Source organism: Limnobacter alexandrii (assembly GCF_005871185.1).
GTDB classification, from domain to species: domain Bacteria; phylum Pseudomonadota; class Gammaproteobacteria; order Burkholderiales; family Burkholderiaceae_B; genus Limnobacter; species Limnobacter alexandrii.
In genome coordinates, this window is record NZ_SWKN01000006.1 from 710,440 (window position 1) to 727,336 (window position 16,897).

16 protein-coding genes are annotated in these 16,897 nt (G+C 53.2%); 13 read left to right on the forward strand and 3 right to left on the reverse strand.

What is annotated here, in order from left to right; translation table 11 throughout:
- The first annotated feature begins 165 nt into the window (after window positions 1–165).
- Window positions 166–855 carry an SDR family NAD(P)-dependent oxidoreductase gene (locus tag FCS97_RS03605; protein ID WP_138516667.1) on the forward strand — a complete coding sequence of 230 codons (690 nt, stop codon included), beginning with the start codon at window positions 166–168 and terminating at the stop codon, window positions 853–855.
- On the opposite strand, the gene FCS97_RS03610 is transcribed toward FCS97_RS03605, so the two are convergent.
- Window positions 856–1,473 (reverse strand): TetR family transcriptional regulator, encoded by a 618-nt coding sequence (locus FCS97_RS03610; RefSeq protein ID WP_138516669.1) that lies wholly within the window; start codon window positions 1,471–1,473, stop codon window positions 856–858. It lies immediately after the preceding gene.
- Window positions 1,474–1,598: 125 nt separating this feature from the next.
- Between FCS97_RS03610 and FCS97_RS03615 the strand changes: the two genes are divergently transcribed.
- From FCS97_RS03615 to FCS97_RS03630, 4 genes are all read left to right on the forward strand, one after another.
- Window positions 1,599–2,837: an efflux RND transporter periplasmic adaptor subunit gene (locus FCS97_RS03615; RefSeq protein ID WP_138516671.1), complete on the forward strand. Its 1,239-nt coding sequence runs from the start codon at window positions 1,599–1,601 to the stop codon at window positions 2,835–2,837.
- Window positions 2,838–2,849: 12 nt separating this feature from the next.
- On the forward strand, window positions 2,850–6,014 hold the full coding sequence (locus FCS97_RS03620) for an efflux RND transporter permease subunit (protein ID WP_138516673.1): 3,165 nt from the start codon (window positions 2,850–2,852) through the stop codon (window positions 6,012–6,014).
- On the forward strand, window positions 6,007–7,452 hold the full coding sequence (locus FCS97_RS03625; RefSeq protein WP_171035154.1) for an efflux transporter outer membrane subunit: 1,446 nt from the start codon (window positions 6,007–6,009) through the stop codon (window positions 7,450–7,452). The genes FCS97_RS03620 and FCS97_RS03625 overlap by 8 nt, the downstream gene beginning before the upstream one ends.
- Before the next feature lie 144 nt (window positions 7,453–7,596).
- Window positions 7,597–7,932 (forward strand): YegP family protein, encoded by a 336-nt coding sequence (locus FCS97_RS03630; protein WP_138516677.1) that lies wholly within the window; start codon window positions 7,597–7,599, stop codon window positions 7,930–7,932.
- 50 nt (window positions 7,933–7,982) lie between these two features.
- Here the strand turns inward: FCS97_RS03630 and FCS97_RS03635 are convergent, their stop codons facing one another.
- Both FCS97_RS03635 and FCS97_RS03640 read right to left on the reverse strand, forming a co-directional pair.
- The gene (locus FCS97_RS03635; RefSeq protein ID WP_138516679.1) at window positions 7,983–8,597 is read right to left on the reverse strand and encodes a DUF1508 domain-containing protein; all 615 of its coding nucleotides are present in this window, start codon (window positions 8,595–8,597) and stop codon (window positions 7,983–7,985) included.
- Window positions 8,598–9,038 carry a putative toxin-antitoxin system toxin component, PIN family gene (locus FCS97_RS03640; protein WP_246066012.1) on the reverse strand — a complete coding sequence of 147 codons (441 nt, stop codon included), beginning with the start codon at window positions 9,036–9,038 and terminating at the stop codon, window positions 8,598–8,600. It lies immediately after the preceding gene.
- A 118-nt stretch (window positions 9,039–9,156) separates the two neighbouring features.
- Between FCS97_RS03640 and FCS97_RS03645 the strand changes: the two genes are divergently transcribed.
- From FCS97_RS03645 to FCS97_RS03680, 8 genes are all read left to right on the forward strand, one after another.
- Window positions 9,157–10,119, forward strand: a complete 963-nt coding sequence (locus FCS97_RS03645) for a metal-dependent hydrolase (protein WP_212746433.1) — start codon at window positions 9,157–9,159, stop codon at window positions 10,117–10,119.
- Between the two features lie 15 nt (window positions 10,120–10,134).
- Window positions 10,135–12,315: an acetyl-CoA hydrolase/transferase C-terminal domain-containing protein gene (locus tag FCS97_RS03650; protein WP_138516683.1), complete on the forward strand. Its 2,181-nt coding sequence runs from the start codon at window positions 10,135–10,137 to the stop codon at window positions 12,313–12,315.
- 92 nt (window positions 12,316–12,407) lie between these two features.
- Window positions 12,408–12,794, forward strand: a complete 387-nt coding sequence (locus FCS97_RS03655; protein ID WP_138516685.1) for a hypothetical protein — start codon at window positions 12,408–12,410, stop codon at window positions 12,792–12,794.
- Window positions 12,795–12,856: 62 nt separating this feature from the next.
- Entirely contained in the window at window positions 12,857–13,141 is a 285-nt protein-coding gene (locus FCS97_RS03660) for a hypothetical protein (protein ID WP_138516687.1), read from the forward strand.
- Window positions 13,138–14,562: a TolC family protein gene (locus FCS97_RS03665; protein ID WP_138516689.1), complete on the forward strand. Its 1,425-nt coding sequence runs from the start codon at window positions 13,138–13,140 to the stop codon at window positions 14,560–14,562. Before FCS97_RS03660 ends, FCS97_RS03665 begins: the two co-directional genes overlap by 4 nt.
- A 17-nt stretch (window positions 14,563–14,579) precedes the next feature.
- Window positions 14,580–15,992, forward strand: a complete 1,413-nt coding sequence (locus tag FCS97_RS03670) for a multicopper oxidase family protein (RefSeq protein ID WP_138516691.1) — start codon at window positions 14,580–14,582, stop codon at window positions 15,990–15,992.
- Between the two features lie 25 nt (window positions 15,993–16,017).
- Window positions 16,018–16,512 carry a cupredoxin domain-containing protein gene (locus tag FCS97_RS03675; protein WP_138516693.1) on the forward strand — a complete coding sequence of 165 codons (495 nt, stop codon included), beginning with the start codon at window positions 16,018–16,020 and terminating at the stop codon, window positions 16,510–16,512.
- A gap of 19 nt (window positions 16,513–16,531) precedes the next feature.
- A complete protein-coding gene (locus FCS97_RS03680) occupies window positions 16,532–16,897 on the forward strand; it encodes a copper-binding protein (RefSeq protein ID WP_138516695.1) in 366 nt (121 codons plus the stop codon).

The window sequence follows — 16,897 nt, forward strand, 5'->3', positions numbered from 1 at the left end:
CCAAGAATTTGCGGCGATGTCTTGTGAACGGCAGGTTTTCAGGGATTCAGCATTGCACCAATGCGTTGCCCTTAAAGGGGGTATTCAAAGGGGGTGGGGGCGTGAAAGTGCTTTGCTCGTGTCAAAATGAAGGCAGTTAATTATTCAAATTTGGAGTCGATTTTCATGAGCAACAGCAATCCAGTGGCGATTATTACGGGTGCAGCAGGCAATTTGGGACAGGCTGTTGCCACGCATTTGGGCAGCTTGGGCTACCGTCTTTTGCTGATTGATTTGAACCAGCCCGAGTGGGAAGGTGAAAGCGACGCGGTGTCGATTGGCAATGTGGACCTGACCTTGCCCGAGCATGCTCAAGAGGTGGTGAATCAGGCCTGGGAGTATTTTGGCCAGATTGACGCGGTGGTGAATATTGCAGGTGGATTTGTGTGGGAAAAGCAGGCGGACAGCAGCCTGGACACCTGGAATACGCAGTACGCCATGAATGTGCAAACTGCGGTCAATATGTGCCAAGCTATTTTGCCGCAGTTTCAAGACCAGCAAAGCGGTGTGATTGTGAACATTGGCGCGGCGGCTGCTGGCAAAGCTGCCGAAGGCATGGGCGCTTATGCAGCAGCCAAATCGGCCGTGCTGCGTTTGACCGAGGCCCTTGCCGTAGAGAACAAACATTTGGGTATTCGCGCCAATGCGGTGTTACCCAGTGTTCTGGACACGCCGGCCAATCGCCAGGCCATGCCCGATTCAGACCCGGCAGACTGGGTAGCGCCCGATTCTCTGGCCGGGGTCATTGCATTTTTGTTGTCAGATGCCGCCCGAGACATCAATGGGGCAGGTATTCCGGTGACAGGTCGCGTTTAATTACTGTCTGTTGGCCAGGCCGTTCAGGTAATTGTCGATGGTAAATTCGGCCTGTTCCATCAAATCAAACAAATTCGGGCTGAGTACAAAATTGGCAAATAGGCCATCAATCAGGGCGTGTAAACCAATCGCTGCCTGGCGGGCATTGGTGGTTGCGGGCAATTCGCCTTTGTCGATGGCCGCCTGAAAGTCTGTTTCAATGGTTTGAATACAACCTTGGATGGCTTCCAGATGCCTGTCTCGAATGGGCAACATGTCGTCAACCATTTCTGCTTTGTGCATCACGATGTCAAAGACCCGTTGGGTGCGGGTGTCTTCGGCCAAAGTGCGCACCACATGCATGGAACGCGTACGCAGGTAGGCCAACGGCTGCTGTTCAGGGTGCAGGTCGGGCGTGGCGATGAATTCATCCATTGGTAATATGACGCGTTGTAACATGGCGTCAAACAGATCGGCCTTGTTTTTGAAGTGCCAATAAATGGCTCCCCGCGTCAGCTCGGCGGCTTTGGCAATGTCGTTCAGCGTGGTCCTCGACACCCCTTTTTCTGAGAACACCGCTTCTGCTGTGTCCAGAATCAGGTTCCGGGTTTCCTGCGCTTCTTCCTTTGTTTTTCTCACCACAATTGTCTACACCCAATTGAAAAAATCATTTACATACACTCATGTATGTATGTATTATCTGACTTCTCGGTCATTAAATCAACCCCGAAAAATTCCCACAAGGATAGTACAGGGCACACATCATGCACAGCAACTCATTGAATTCAAAGCAAACTCAAGCTTCCCCCTACAGCCGCGCTTTTGCAGGAGCCACCCTTCTGCCTGCGTTGCTGGTGACCGTTTTGTCCAGCGCTTTGTTGCTGGGCTGTGGCCAGGGCGCTGACGCCCAGGCCCCCGGTGGCCCCGGTGCGGGCCAGGCGGCACCTGTACCGGTGGTTGAGGTAAAAACCGAACCGCTGGAATTAACGTATGAATACCCGGCTCAAATTGCTGGCCTGCGCGAGGTTGAAATTCGGGCCCGTGTGGCGGGTATTATCGAACGTCGCCTGTTCGAAGAGGGCGGCCGAGTGAAGAAAGGCCAATCTTTGTACAGTCTGGACAACGCACCCTATCAAACCGCATTGGCCCGCGCTTTGGCTGATGAAAATGCCGCCAAGGTTCGTGCAGCTCAGGCCGAGCGCGATTACAAACGTGTTTTGCCTTTGGCAGACAGCAAGGCTGTTTCCCAATCGGAACTGGACAATGCGCAATCCGCATTTGAAGTGGCCAAGGCCGATTTGCTGGTGGCCAGTGCTGCCGTGCGCACTGCGCGTTTGAATCTGGAATATGCGCGTGTTGAATCACCGGTGAACGGTTTTGCAAGCCGCTCGCTGTATTCCGAAGGCAGTTTTGTATCAGGCCCTTCCGAGCTGTTGACCACGGTTACCCAGATCGACCAGGTGTATGTGAACTTCGGCATCCCCGAAAAAGACCATGAGCAGTTGCGCAAGGGCATTGCTAGTGGCGCGGTGGCCTTGAGCAATGGCGACCTGGTGGTGGAGGTGTTGGGTGCCGATGGCAAACCCATGGGCATGAAGGCCAAACTTGGGTTTCAGGACGTGCGTGTAAACCCCGCCACAGGCACCGTGGATGCGCGTGCCGTGCTGATCAACGAGAAAGAAGTGTTGAACCCTGGGCAGTTTGTCCGTGTGCGTGTCAGCGGCGCAGTGCAGAAAGATGCGGTGTTGTTGCCTCAGCGCGCGGTACTTGAGAATCCGGAGGGTGGGAAAGTCGTGATGACTGTCAACCCTGAAAACACCGTGGAGCCACGCCCTGTGCAGGTTGCACAGTGGAAGGGTGATCAATGGGTGGTCACCGATGGCCTGGTTGCAGGCGACAAAGTAATGACCGACGGCTTTATGAAAGCGCCCCCTGGAACACCCGTACAACCCGTGATTGCAGGTGCTGATGCGCAGCCAGCAGCCACTGAGCAGAAGCAATAAGGGGTAAAAAACATGTTTTCGAAATTCTTTATCGACCGGCCTGTGTTTGCGGCCGTGTTGTCGATTTTCATCATGCTGGCAGGTTTGGCTGCCATGCGTGGTTTGCCGATTGCGCAGTACCCTGAAATTGCTCCGCCCGTGGTGCAGGTTCGTGCGGTGTACCCAGGTGCGTCTGCTGAAGTGATCGCCAGCACAGTGGCTGCACCCATTGAAAACGCCATCAATGGCGTTGAAGATATGATGTACATGAGCTCGACCTCGGCCAGCAGTGGCGTGGTTGAAATCATGGTGACGTTTGAAATTGGCACCGATCCTGATCAAGCCGCATTGAACGTGAACAACCGCGTGAAGCAGGTGGAAAACATTTTGCCGCAGGAAGTGCGCAGGCAGGGTGTGACCGTGAACAAGGGTTCATCCTCGTTCTTGCAGGTGTTGGCGTTTTATTCTGAAGATGGCCGGTTCGACGACTTCTACACCTCGAATTATGTGACTTTGAACGTGCTGGACCGCATCAAGCGAATTCCAGGTACCACCAACGTGCAAATTTTTGGTGCGAAAGACTATGCAATGCGCATTTGGATCAAACCCGATCGCATGGCGCAATTGAAGTTGACCTCTGGCGATATTGCCGCAGCATTGAACGAGCAAAACGCACAGTTTGCAGCCGGTAAAGTGGGCCAGGCGCCCAACAACAATGGTCAGGAACTGGTTTACACCATTACTGCACAGGGCCGTTTGCAAGATGTTGAAGAATTCGAGAACGTATTGATTCGCGTGAATCCCGATGGTTCTTCATTGCGCTTGAAAGATGTGGCGCGAGTTGAATTGGGCTCGAAAGACTACGACTTTACTGGTCGCATCAATGGCAAGCCAGCAACACTGGTGGGTGTGTTTTTGCAGCCCGGCGCCAATGCGCTTGAAGTGGCACAAACCGTGAAAGGCACGGTGGATGAAATTGCGGCCGATTTCCCGGAAGGGTTGGATTACGCCGTGCCCTATGACACCACACGTTTCGTGGAAGTGTCGATTCGCGAAGTGGTAAAAACACTGATTGAAGCGATGATTCTGGTGTTCATCGTGGTGTATGTGTTTTTGCAAAACTGGCGCGCAACGCTCATTCCAATTCTGGCAGTACCCGTGTCATTGCTGGGTGCGTTTGCTGGTTTGTACCTGCTGGGTTACTCAATCAATACCTTGACCCTGTTCGGCATGGTGTTGGCCATTGGTATTGTGGTGGATGATGCCATTGTGGTGCTGGAAAACGTCGAGCGAATTATGCACGAGGAAGGTTTGGGTGCCCGCAAAGCGGCCATCAAAGCCATGCAGGAAGTGACTGGCCCTGTGATTGCGATTGTGCTGGTGTTGTCGGCCGTGTTCATTCCGATTGGCTTCCTGGGCGGTTTGACTGGCGAGTTGTATCGCCAGTTTGCGATCACCATTGCAATTGCGGTGATTGTGTCCGGTATTGTGGCGCTGACTTTGACACCTGCATTGTGCGTGTTGTTGCTCAAGCATGAGCACAAAAAACCCGGCAAGTTTTTCACTTGGTTCAACGACTGGTTTGGCCGTGTTACCACCAAATACGTGGGTGGCGTGAAGTTCATCAGCATGCGCCCAGCCATTGGCATTGGCCTGTTCCTGGTGATGCTGGTGGTGACCGCAGGTTTGTTCAAGGCAACCCCTGGTTCACTGGTGCCGGATGAAGACCAAGGCTATTTCATTGCTGCGGTGTTCCTGCCCGATGGCGCTACCTTGCAGCGTACCGACAAGGTTGTGGCCGAAGTGGTGGATGCGGTGGCCGCCAACCCGGCCAATGAGTATTCCGTGGCATTCACTGGTTTCGACTTCTTGGGTGGCAGCTTTAAAAACAACGCGGCCACCATGTTCGTTACCCAGCGCCATTGGGATGAACGTGAGGCGGTGACCGGCGACCTAGTGGGCGAATTGTTTGGCCGAACCGCTGGTATTCAGGAAGGTTTGGTGCTGGCCTTTGCACCACCACCCATTTTCGGTTTGGGCAATGCAGGTGGCTTTGAGTTTTACATTCAGAACCGTGGTGAGGGCGGCCCGGCCGAATTGGCCAAGGTGATGAATGCCTTTATTGCCAAGGCCAACGCTGACCCACGCCTTGCAGGTGTGCAAACTTTGTGGCGTCCTGGTACTCCGCAGTTGTATGTGGACGTGGACCGCGAGCGTGCGCGCGCCATGGGCGTGAACATTAATGAGGTGTTCGACACCTTGTCTGCAAGCTTGGGTACGTACTATGTGAATGACTTCAACAAGTTTGGTCGCACCTGGCAGGTGCTGATGTCCGCTGATGCGCAATACCGCAAAAGCCCGACCGACATCGGCAATATGTATGTGCGTTCCAACAAGGGCGAGATGATTCCAATTTCGGCCTTTGCAAAAGTGGAGTTTTCACAAGGCCCTGAAACTTTGGAGCGTTTCAACAATCTACCTGCTGTAAAACTACTTGGTAGTGGCGCACCGGGGGTAAGTTCTGGCGAGGCCATCAAGGCCATTGAAGACATTGCAGCCGAAGTGTTGCCCGATGACTTCAGCTACGATTTTTCGGGTGCCTCGTTCCAGGAAAAACGTTCTGCAGGCTCCTCCAGCTTTGCCCTTATTTTGGGTGCATTGATGGTGTTCCTGATTCTGGCTGCGCAGTATGAAAAATGGACCTTGCCGTTCTCGGTGCTGCTGGCCATGCCGTTTGGTTTGTTTGGCGCATTGTTGGCAGTGTGGATGCGCGACATGACCAACGATGTGTATTTCCAGATCGGCTTGGTGACCTTGCTGGGCCTGGCTGCGAAGAATGCGATTTTGATCGTTGAATTTGCGGTACTGAAACGTGAAGAGGGCATGAGCGCCCTTGAGGCTTCGTTGGAAGCGGCCCGTTTGCGGTTCCGCCCCATCTTGATGACCTCGTTTGCGTTTATTCTAGGGGTCGTTCCGCTGGCGTTTTCCAGTGGTGCTGGTGCTGGCGCGAGAACGGCGGTGGGCACCGGTGTAATGGGTGGCATGACTGCCGCCACATTACTGGCCATTTTCTTTGTGCCCCTGTTTTACCGTCTGATTGACAGAAGTGAGAAAGGTGGGCGACACCATGGTGATGAAGAGGAAGCAAATGATTCATCCAATCAACAATCAACAAACAAAGGGGGCGAGCATGTTTAAGTCCCTTCCCAAAACCGCAATCGGATTGGGTTTGACCCTGGCGTTAACAGGTTGTGCATCCAGCATTCCGCTGTTGGACAAATTCACTGCCAAACCCGAGCAGCCCGTTGAGGTCGCCTTGCCTGAGAACGTCAAAGGCGTTGGCATGAAGGACGTTCAAAACGAGGCCTGGTGGTCGCTGCTGGGTGATGCCAGCTTGGTGGCTGTGGTTGAGCAGGCCCTGAAAAACAACACGGATGTGCGCCTGGCCAATGAGCGCTTGAATGAAGCAGGCGCTGTACTGGGCATTGCGAAATCGCAGCAATGGCCTTCCATTTTTGGTCAGTTCACCAGTGGCCGCAACCGCCCCTCACAAGCGGGCAATGTGCCAGTGTTTGGTGGTCAGAATGTCTATGAAAGCAATCAGATTGGCGTCGGTGCCAGTTGGGAGCTGGACCTGTGGGGTCGAATTGGCGCACTTGAAGATGCCGCACGTGCAAGTTTTATGCAGCAAGGCTATAACGTGCGTGGTGCCCGTTTGAGTGTGGCTGCAACAGCTGCTTCTCTGCACACGCAGGTGCGTGTACTGCGCCTTCAGGTGCAAGTGCTGGAACAAACATTGGAAAGCCGTGATGCAGCTTACAAATTGGCCAAACAGCGTTACGACGTGGGTTTGAGCAATGAGTTGCAGTTGCGCCAAACAGAGGCTGAACTATTGGCTGTGCGTGCGCAACTGCCTGACACGCGTGAGCAATTGTCCAGGGCTGAAAACGCGCTGGCAGTGATTGTGGGTGGCAACACCCCGGCATTGCCGCCTTTGGGCGTGGACAACCTGAACCTGACCAGCATATTCATTTTGCCGGAAAACACGCCTTCCGAATTGCTGCTGCGTCGCCCCGATTTGGCGGCTGCTGAGCAGCAATTGCTGGCTGGTGAAGCTGATCTTGAAGCGGCGCGCAAGGCCTTTTTTCCAACCATTGGCCTGAGCGCTTTTGGGGGGCGGGAAAGTGCTGATTTAAGTGATTTGTTCACTGGTCCAGCCAAAATCTGGAGCTTTCAGTCTCAAATTACTCAGCCTATTTTTCAGGCAGGCCGTTTGACAAATGAGCGGGATGCCGCCATTGCCCGCCGCAATCAAGCGGTGTTGCAATACGAGGCAAGCGTTCGAACTGCATTCCAGGAAATTTACGATGCCATTGTGGCTCAGCGTGAAGCCCGCGAGCGTTTGCAGGCCCGACAGGAGCAGGTTCAAACCCTGACCCAAGTGGTGCGTTTGGCGCAATTGCGTGTGGACAACGGCGTGGCCAACCAGCTTGAATTGCTGGATGCCCAGCGCAATTTGCTGAACGCCCAGCTAAGCTGGGCCTCAGCCTGGCAAAGCCAGCAGGGAGCAACCCTGGCCATGATTCGTGCTTTGGGCGGCGGTTTCAATGCCGAACAGGTGGCTTTCAAGGAATAAATGGGCAATTGAAGTGCCAAGGAACGGCGACTGGGCAACCAGCCGCCGTTTTTGTTTCTGGTGGTGAAGTTTCACAACCCTGTGATATAACCGAAATGGGTTAGCCCAAAGCATTCACCAATAATTCATGCAAAGGAGTTGGAGATGGCAGGTTATTTCGAGTTAAGCAAGAGCAGCGATGGTCAGTTTAAATTTGCCTTGAAAGCAGGCAACCATGAAATTATTCTGACCAGCGAGCTTTACAAAACCAAAGCAGCAGCTGAAAACGGCATTGAGTCGGTTCAGAAAAACTGCGGTGATGCTGCCCGGTATGAGAAAAAAGTGGCTGCCAATGGCAAGCACCATTTCAACCTGAAAGCTGCCAATCATCAAATTATTGGTTCCAGCCAGATGTATGCCACTGAATCCGGTTGCGACAACGGTATTGAGTCTGTGAAAACCAATGGCAAGTCGACCACCGTGAAAGACTCCACTGTTTGAATCATTTTAAGCCCACACAATTGGTTTGGCGTGTTGTGTGGGCGCCCGTTTTAATGGATACGACTGGTTTTTGAGAGTTCAACCAGACGGCTGACAAATGCTTTGGCCGCGCCTTTGGCGATTACGAGATCGTCACGCAACTCAAAGGCAAGCGCTCCAAGTTTCAGATCGGCGATTGATCCAGAATCAAAATTAATCTGAAATGCGTCCGTTGAGGCTTTCTGCAATGTCTTAATCGCATTTTCCGCCTCTTTTCTCGAGTCGAAAACTTGACTGATTAAAATTATTTCATGTGCACCGCTGTGTAATCTGAATTGATATTGCTTGTCGGCTGTTTTGGTCAGCGTAAAGTACCCGGCATATTCAGATTTACCTGCAGAAGGTGGAACGTATAGTTTGGATCTCTCGTGCAAAACCTCTTGGGAAGACCCTCCCGTGGAAGTAAGTTCGCCACGTGCCTTGTTCAGCAAAACCAGTCCCTCTTCAATCGGTAATTGTCTACCGCGCATGGCTCTGACTTGAAATCGGGTTTCTGCGTCAAATTCAGCCAGCATTTGAGTGGTCATTTCATCAATTAGCGCATTGAGCGGAATGCCACGTGCCTTGGCCAGTGCTTTCAGGCGTGCATGTTTTTCGTCCGATAGGCGCACAGTTAAAGCTGCCATTCAAACCTCCTTCAAAATCTGGTTTGGGGTCAGAATCCTCAAACCATCGAAGAACAATTCTGTTCCTCTGAAGTCCTTTACATTCTGGGTCACGATCGCCTGTGCATTGCCCGCAATCGCCAGTTCGATTAAATGATTGTCTGCTTCATCTCGAAGATTAGGTCGCCAGTTGAAGTACACCTTTTGGAGGTTGCATTTCGAAAAAAACAAATCCAGAAGCTTGTTTCTTTCATCGTCGTTCAAGCGGCTTGTTTTGAACAAGCTTGGTCTTGACAAAACGGCTTCATATTCATTGACCAAAGCTGTTCCAATCAAGGGGTGAATCTTTTCGAGAAGCACCGCCTCGATGACTCGAGTGCTGTCGCCGTTGCCGAGGCAGGCTGAGACAAATACGTTGGTGTCAATTACAACAACCATGATAAATGGTAGCATTTTTGCCACCAAGATATGTCTTTTATTCTCCTAGAGCAAATCCACTATCGGTTCTGCCACTTCCCGGTTATGATCAAACCATGACATCAAAGAATGTCATCCTAAACATAGCTGTTGGAGACCCACCATGACCGCCACCACTGCTGCGCGAAAAAAAGCCGTGCGCCCTGCGTCGAACACCGACGTGCCCTTGAAGCAACGCAATGTGAAGTTTGATTGGTCGGAAACGCCCATCGACTGGATCCCCAACGAGCCCTACGCAAGTTACTTCATCAACGAGATCAATCTGATTTTGCCTGCTGGCGAATTCTGGTTTTGCCGCCTGTACAACAAGGCCCTGCCCTTGGTCACTGATGAGAAGTTGAAAGAGGACGTGCGCGGTTTCATCAAGCAAGAGGCCATGCATGCGCGCGGGCACAGTTCCGCCACTGAAGAATATCTGGCTGCGCGTGGCATCAAGACCGAGCGCAACCAGCGATTGATGAAATGGTTGTTCGATGTGGTGCTGGACGACACCCCCTTTGGGAAAAAAGTACCCGCATGGCTGGAGCGCCGCTGGCTGTTGGCCCGCTTGGGCTTGGTGGCGACTATTGAGCACATGACCTGCGTGCTGGGCATGTATGTGCTGGAGAATAAAAAATGGGATGAACTGAATTCGGACCAGGTGCTGCTGGACCTGATTCGCTGGCACGGCGCCGAAGAAGTTGAACACCGCAGCGTGGCTTTTGATTTGTACAAACACCTCGGTGGCGATTACTTGTCCCGCTATTACCTGGCCGCAATTGTGGTGCCCATGATCATCGGTTTGTGGGTAGACGGCGCAGCCAATATTGCAGGGCAAGATCCCCGTTTCGCCAAGAAAAAGCCGGCGGTGTACAAACCCTGGATGTGGATTGAATGGTTCAAGGCCTCGCGCAAGCAGTTGTTGCCTAACCCGCTTTGGCTGGTGATGCAGCAATTGCCTTATTTCAGCCCGTGGTACGATCCTTCCAAAGAAGGTTCAACAGAATTGGCGCAAGCCTATTTGAATCAGTCTCCGGCCGCCATGGCCGCTGGCGCAATTGCCGCGAACATGAAGGTGCCTGCTTAACTTTTGCGAGAATTCATGCCGACACACTGCACAACACAACCCCTGATTCTGGACAATGTTGAGCAGTGTGTGGATGAAATTCTTCAACGCCTGGGCAAGGACATTCGGGTTGGCTTGCCTTTGGGTTTGGGCAAACCTCCCGAGCTGATCAACGCCTTGTACCAGCGCGCCAAGGCGGATTCATCCATTCATTTGACAATACTCACTGCTCTGTCTCTGGAAAAGCCAGTGGCAAGCTCGGAAATCGAGGCCGCGTTTTTGCAGCCTTTTGTAGACCGAGTGTGGGGTGATTGCCCTGATTTGCTTTATGCAGTCGACGCCACCCAAGGCAAGTTGCCTGCCAATGTAAAGCTGCATGAGTTCTTCTTCAAGCCAGGCAGCCGCATGGGCAATGCCAATGCACAGCAAAATTATGTCAGCACCAACTACACCACGGCGGCCCGCGATATTTACGAGCAAGGTTGTAACCTGGCGATGCAGGCAGTGTGCAAACCTGGCGACGGTGAGGCTTCCGAGTATTCCCTGAGTTGTAACCCCGACACCTCGATTGAACTGGTGCGTTTGTTGCGAGACAGCGAGAGGTCGCACCTGTTGGTGGGTGTGGTGAACCAGAACTTGCCCTATATGGCGCACAGCGCCGTGGTACCAAGCGATGAATTTGATTTGGTGGTGGACCACCCGCGCTACACCACAACGCTGTTTTCAACGCCCAAGCTGCCGGTGGGTCTTGCCGATTACGCTTTGGGCTTTTATGCCAGCGCATTGATTAAAGATGGCGGCACTTTGCAGGTGGGCATCGGCGCATTGGGTGATGCAGTGGTGCATGCGCTTGGCCTGCGGCACACCAACAACGCGAATTATCGTCGGGTAATCGAGGCGATGAATTGGTCAGCGGCAAACACTTCGCTTGCTGAACAAATTGGTGGCCAACAACCCTTTCAAACCGGTTTGTATGGCGCCACTGAAATGTTTGTGGATGGCTTTTTGCATTTGATGCAGGCCGGGGTGCTCAAGCGCAAGGTTTACGATCACTGGGCTTTGCAGCGACTGATTCACCAAGGCAAGTGCAACCCCGAGCAATTGACTGCCTCAGTTCTGGACGATTTGGCCAGTTTGGGTGTGCGGGAAATAAGGCCAGAAGATTTTGCAGTGTTGAAACGGCACGGCCTGTTGGCTGCAGGTGTTGTGCTGGATGGGGTGCACTTGGTGTTGCCAAATGGCCAGCGTGTGTTGGCCAATTTGGCCGAGACATACACGCGAAGTGCATTGGCTGAGCATGGTTTGGGCACTGAATTGGTGAATGGCACCGTGCTGCATGCAGGCTTTTTTCTAGGGCCGAACACCATGTACGCGGCCTTGAAAAACATGCCTGTTGCCAAGCGTAATTTGATTCACATGCTGGGTGTGGAGCATGTCAATCAGCTTGATTTGAACCACGCCCTGTACAGTGCCCAACGTGAACATGCCCGGTTTGTAAACACCGGGATCATGGCCACGCTGAGTGGCGCCGTGGTGTCGGATGGTTTGGCCGATGGGCGAGTCATTTCCGGTGTGGGTGGGCAATACAATTTTGTGTCCATGGCGCACAAATTGCCGACTGGACGCAGCATTTTAATGGTGCGGGCCGTGCGGGAGAATGAAGCTGGTGGCCAAGCCAGCAGCAATATTGTATTTAGCTATGGCCATTGCACGATACCCCGGCACCTTCGAGACATTGTGGTGACCGAGTACGGCATTGCCGATTTGCGGGCGAAGTCCGATTCTGAGGTGGCCAAGGCCTTGATTCATGTAGCCGACTCACGGTTTCAGGGTGAATTGCTCACGCAGGCCAAGGCAGCTGGAAAAATCGAACCAGGCTATGAAATTCCAGAGCAATTCCGTCACAACACGCCAGAGAACCTGATTCGCAGATTGAATACATTCTTGGAGAAACAGGTTTTGCCTCCTTTCCCCCTGGGTTGCGACTTTACCGAACAGGAATGGGTATTGGCCCAGGCTTTAAAAGGTGTGAAGGCGCAAGCAGCCACGACACCCAAATGGAAGCTGCTGTTGAAGACCGTGTTTACTGGCAAATTGCCTGAACCTGCATTGCCTTATCTTGAAAGAATGAAGCTGACCAAGCCCCGAACTCTGCAAGACAAGGTTGTGCGCATGTTGTTGCTTGAACAATTGAAATTGCTCAAAGCCCTGGGATAAATGCACCCCTGTTTGCAACTTTCCCCAGCTTGCCCTGTCTGAATTGCAATGGTATGTTGCCGGTTATGACAAAAATGGTTCGGACCTTCCTCATGTGGCTGATGTTGCTTGCGTTGCCTGTTCAGGGCATGGCGCAGGCCAGCATGTACGCATGCCATTTGAATGGAAATCCGACCAAATCCAGTCAGATGACCGACCACGGTGACATGAATCACAGTGCCATGACCCAGGATGGCATGGACCACAGCATGCACGCCATGGACGTGCAGGCCGACCCGGACTCTTCCAAAAAATTGATGAAGTCACTTCACGGATGCTGCAACTGTGCACCCACCTGCGCCGTAGTGTTGCTGCCGGTGACCCAGGCCAGCTTCAATGCCATTCAACCGGATGCCATGCACCCAGTTGAGTCGCCGCAACTGCCTCACTCTGCCGACACACGGCGGATAGACCGACCGCCCAAAATACTCGCCATTTGATTCGTGGGCTTGCCCGGGGAAAAACCCTGCAAGCCTTGTGTATTGAATGATTGCGAGGATCTATGAAGTTCCATTCCCCATTCGCACTGCTGTTGCTTGCATCGGCTTTGCCTGCCCATGCTGAACAAGCTGTGCAAGAACTTGAATACCGATCGGTGTTTGAAGGCTACCAAGCCTATTCCGATCCGGAAATACAAAACTGGCCCAAGGCAAACCAACTGGTTGATGAAATAGGCGGTTGGCGCGTGTATGCCCGCGAGCCTTATGAAGACAAGGCCAAGGAGCAGTCGGCAAGCGGCAAGGAAGCTGCCAAGCCCGAGGCTCACAATCACGGAGGTGCCCAATGAACACCCCCCGTATTCTGAAAAAGACAACTATTGCTTTGGCGGTTCTGGTTCTGGCGGGTTGTGCCACGGTGAACATTGATGAATCGGTGGATCAAACCAATCAGGAATTGAGCAGCTTCACCAACGGCAAACTGAGCCTTGTTCAAACCGATGAACAACGCCAAGCCATGGCGAGCAAGGCCAGTGAGATTCTAAAGGAACCACTTAGCCAGCCAGCTGCTGTCGAGTTGATGTTGACCCACAGCCCGCAGTTTCAAACCGTGTTGGCCGAGAACTGGGCACAAGCCGCACAGGCCGCTCAAGGTGGCCGCATTCACAACCCGGTGTTTGCGTTCGAACGTGTGCGCATTAAAGACGAATTGGAATTGGGTCGCTTGCTGAGTTTTGGTTTGCTTGATTTGTTGAGCCTCCCTGCCCGCCAGGGCATTGCCCGCACGCAAATCGACCGTGCTCAATTGCAGCTGACCAGCAGTGTGGTGGACCAGGTAACCCAGGTGCGGCAAGCCTGGGTGGATGCAGTGGCTGCTCGACAGGCACACAGCTACGCCCAACAGGTGTTTGAAAGCGCGCAAACAAGCGCTGAACTGGCCCGCCGCATGCAGGAGGTGGGCAACTTCACCCGCTTGCAGCGCGCGCGCCAACAAAGCTTTTATGCCGATGCAGCCCTGAACCTGGCTGCCACACGGCACAAAGCCACGGCCACTCGCGAAGCGCTGATACGCATGCTCGGCTTGAACGCTGAACAGGCTACGCAATTGAAGTTACCCGATCGGCTACCCGACTTGCCTGACGCGCCAAAGGCCCCAACTGAGGTGGCCAAGCGTGCCGAAGACCGTTTGGATGTGCGAATGGCCCAACAAGGCTTTGAGGCCAATGCCAAAGCGCAGGGCTTGGGCAATGTGGCCAGTTTTCTGGACATAGAGGCTGGCATTCGTTATGACACAATTTTTGAAAACGACACTGGTGAGCGCAACAACAAAAAGGGGTATGAGCTTGAATTGGCTCTGCCGATTTTTGATTGGGGCGGCATGAAGCGTGATGCCTTCAATGCCAATACTCTGGCTGCAGCCAACCGGCTTGAGGCCACCTTGCGGGGGGCGCAATCGACCCTGCGTGAAAGCTATTCTGCCTACCGCACCACCTACGACATCGCCCGCCATTACCGCGATGAAATTTTGCCTTTGAAGCAAACCATCGCCGATGAAAACGTGTTGCGTTACAACGGCATGTTCATCGGGGTATTCGAACTGTTGGCTGACAGCCGTGACCAGGTAAACACAGTGGTTCAAGCCATCAATGCCCAGGCCGATTTCTGGCGGGCCGATGCCGCTTTGCAAGCCACGGTAGTGGGCAAGCCAATGATGGTGTCAGTTAGCGGCGCGGCAGCAAGTGCTGGCGGCGACGCTGGCGGTGGCCACTAAATGAAAGGATCTTCAAAATGACTTCGAGACGAGAATTTTTCAAGGCCGCTGCACTCACCGGCGGCGCAGTGGCTGCGGCCAGTGTCAGCAAAGTGGCGATGAGCGCTTTGCCTGAACCCATTTTACAAACATCGCCTGACACCATGCCCCCCTTGGTGCCCAATACTGGCCGCCCTTACAACCCTGTGGTCACCTTAAACGGGTGGACCTTGCCTTGGCGCATGAACCAGGGTGTGAAGGAATTCCACTTGGTGGCCGAGCCCGTGTTGCGTGAAATGGCCCCCGGCATGACAGCACACTTGTGGGGCTACAACGGCCAAAGCCCCGGCCCAACCATTGAGGTGGTGGAGGGTGACCGGGTGCGAATTTTTGTGACCAACAAGCTGCCCGAGCACACCAGCATTCACTGGCACGGCCAGCGTTTGCCCAACGGCATGGACGGTGTTACCGGGCTTAATCAGCCAGGTATTCCATCAGGCAAAACCTTTGTGTATGAATTCGAAGCACGCAGGCCCGGCACCTTCATGTATCACCCGCATGCCGATGAAATGGTGCAAATGGCCATGGGCATGATGGGCTTTTGGGTAACCCACCCCAAAAACAAAAACCCGCTGATCAGCGATGTGGACCGTGATTACTGCTTCTTGCTCAATGCCTATGACATTGATCCAGGCGCGTACACACCGAAAATCATGACCATGCTCGACTTCAATTTGTGGACATGGAACAGCCGTTTGTTTCCCGGCATTTCACCTTTGGTGGCGCGCAAGAATGACCGCGTGCGAATTCGCGTGGGTAACCTGACGATGACTAATCATCCCATTCACATTCATGGCCATGAGTTTGAGGTGACTGGCACTGATGGCGGTCCAACACCGAAAAATTCTCGCTGGCCTGAAGTGACCGTGGACATTGCAGTAGGGCAAATGCGGCAAATGGAATTCATCGCCAATGAGGAAGGCGACTGGGCATTTCACTGCCACAAAAGCCACCACACCATGAATGCCATGGGCCACGATGTGCCCACCATGATTGGTGTAGACCACCGGGGCATGACCAAGAAGATCACCAACCTGATTCCGGACTACATGGTCATGGGTGAGCGTGGCATGGCCGACATGGCCGAAATGCAAATGCCCCTGCCAGACAACACCATCCCCATGATGACGGGCGAAGGGCCTTTTGGATCGGTGGAAATGGGTGGCATGTTCAGCATGCTGAAAGTGCGCAAGGATCAAAAGCCTGGTGATTATTCCGACCCCGGTTGGTACAAGCACCCCGAGGGCACTGTGGCGTATGAGTTCACAGGTGAGTTGGCCAAGCCCAAACGAAGTAGCAGCGCCGGGCAGCCCAGCATGAAGCTTGCGCAAAAAAACCAGCCGCACATTGAGTTACAGGTGCGTAAACCGACAGGCCATTCAGGTCACTGATTGGCATTTGAGTAAAGGAAAGTAAATGTTGAACTTCTCAAGTGTTTTATTGGTCTTCGTTGCGTTAATGGGAGGCGTGAGTAATGTTGCGCTGGCGCATGGCGAGAAAAAAAGCAGCACTGCGCCGGTGCTGAAAGAGCAAACCGACTGGGGCATTGCAGGCGACGTGAAATCGGCAAACAGAACCGTGGAAGTCAGCATGGGCGACGACATGCGTTTCAGCCCGGGCAGATTGAGCGTGAAGCAGGGTGAAACCATTCGCTTTGTGGTGCGCAACAGTGGGGCGTTGCTGCATGAGTTTGTGATCGGAACCCCCGCTGAAAACGCAAAGCATGCGGAGTTGATGTTGAAGTTTCCCGGTATGGAACACGACGAGCCCTACATGGCACACGTGAACCCTGGACAAACCGGGGAGATTGTTTGGACTTTTAACCGGGCTGGCATGTTTGAATTTGCCTGCCTGATTGCAGGCCATTTTCAGGCGGGTATGGTGGGCACAATCACTGTGGCTGCCAATTAATTTTTAAAGGAGTAAAACCATGAAAAATACCTTGAAACTGAGTGCAATCGCTTTGGCTTTGTTGGGCACAAGTGCAGCTTATGCCAACGACCACACGGTGCATGTTGGCGGGCACGAGCACAATCACGGTGCGAAGGAAGCGAAAGCGAGTGCAGCTTCGGCTGAAATGGCAGACGGCGAAATTCGCAAAATCAACAAGAACACCGGCAAGATCACCGTGAAGCACGGTGAAATTAAAAGTGTTGAAATGCCACCCATGACCATGGTGTTTGGTGTTTCTGACAAAGCCATGCTGGAAGGCCTGAAAGAGGGCGACAAAGTGAAGTTCAATGTGAAGCAGGAAGGCTCGAACTACACAGTCACCGAGATCAAGAAGGCCAACTAA

Coding starts and splice junctions, on each gene's coding strand:
- FCS97_RS03615 (WP_138516671.1), top strand. CDS start 1,599: ATGCACAGCAACTCATTGAATTCAAAGCAAACTCAAGCTTCCCCCTAC.
- FCS97_RS03660 (WP_138516687.1), top strand. CDS start 12,857: ATGAAGTTCCATTCCCCATTCGCACTGCTGTTGCTTGCATCGGCTTTG.
- FCS97_RS03645 (WP_212746433.1), top strand. CDS start 9,157: ATGACCGCCACCACTGCTGCGCGAAAAAAAGCCGTGCGCCCTGCGTCG.
- FCS97_RS03680 (WP_138516695.1), top strand. CDS start 16,532: ATGAAAAATACCTTGAAACTGAGTGCAATCGCTTTGGCTTTGTTGGGC.
- FCS97_RS03635 (WP_138516679.1), bottom strand. CDS start 8,597: ATGGCAGCTTTAACTGTGCGCCTATCGGACGAAAAACATGCACGCCTG.
- FCS97_RS03620 (WP_138516673.1), top strand. CDS start 2,850: ATGTTTTCGAAATTCTTTATCGACCGGCCTGTGTTTGCGGCCGTGTTG.
- FCS97_RS03675 (WP_138516693.1), top strand. CDS start 16,018: ATGTTGAACTTCTCAAGTGTTTTATTGGTCTTCGTTGCGTTAATGGGA.
- FCS97_RS03605 (WP_138516667.1), top strand. CDS start 166: ATGAGCAACAGCAATCCAGTGGCGATTATTACGGGTGCAGCAGGCAAT.
- FCS97_RS03625 (WP_171035154.1), top strand. CDS start 6,007: ATGTTTAAGTCCCTTCCCAAAACCGCAATCGGATTGGGTTTGACCCTG.
- FCS97_RS03665 (WP_138516689.1), top strand. CDS start 13,138: ATGAACACCCCCCGTATTCTGAAAAAGACAACTATTGCTTTGGCGGTT.
- FCS97_RS03630 (WP_138516677.1), top strand. CDS start 7,597: ATGGCAGGTTATTTCGAGTTAAGCAAGAGCAGCGATGGTCAGTTTAAA.
- FCS97_RS03670 (WP_138516691.1), top strand. CDS start 14,580: ATGACTTCGAGACGAGAATTTTTCAAGGCCGCTGCACTCACCGGCGGC.
- FCS97_RS03650 (WP_138516683.1), top strand. CDS start 10,135: ATGCCGACACACTGCACAACACAACCCCTGATTCTGGACAATGTTGAG.
- FCS97_RS03655 (WP_138516685.1), top strand. CDS start 12,408: ATGTGGCTGATGTTGCTTGCGTTGCCTGTTCAGGGCATGGCGCAGGCC.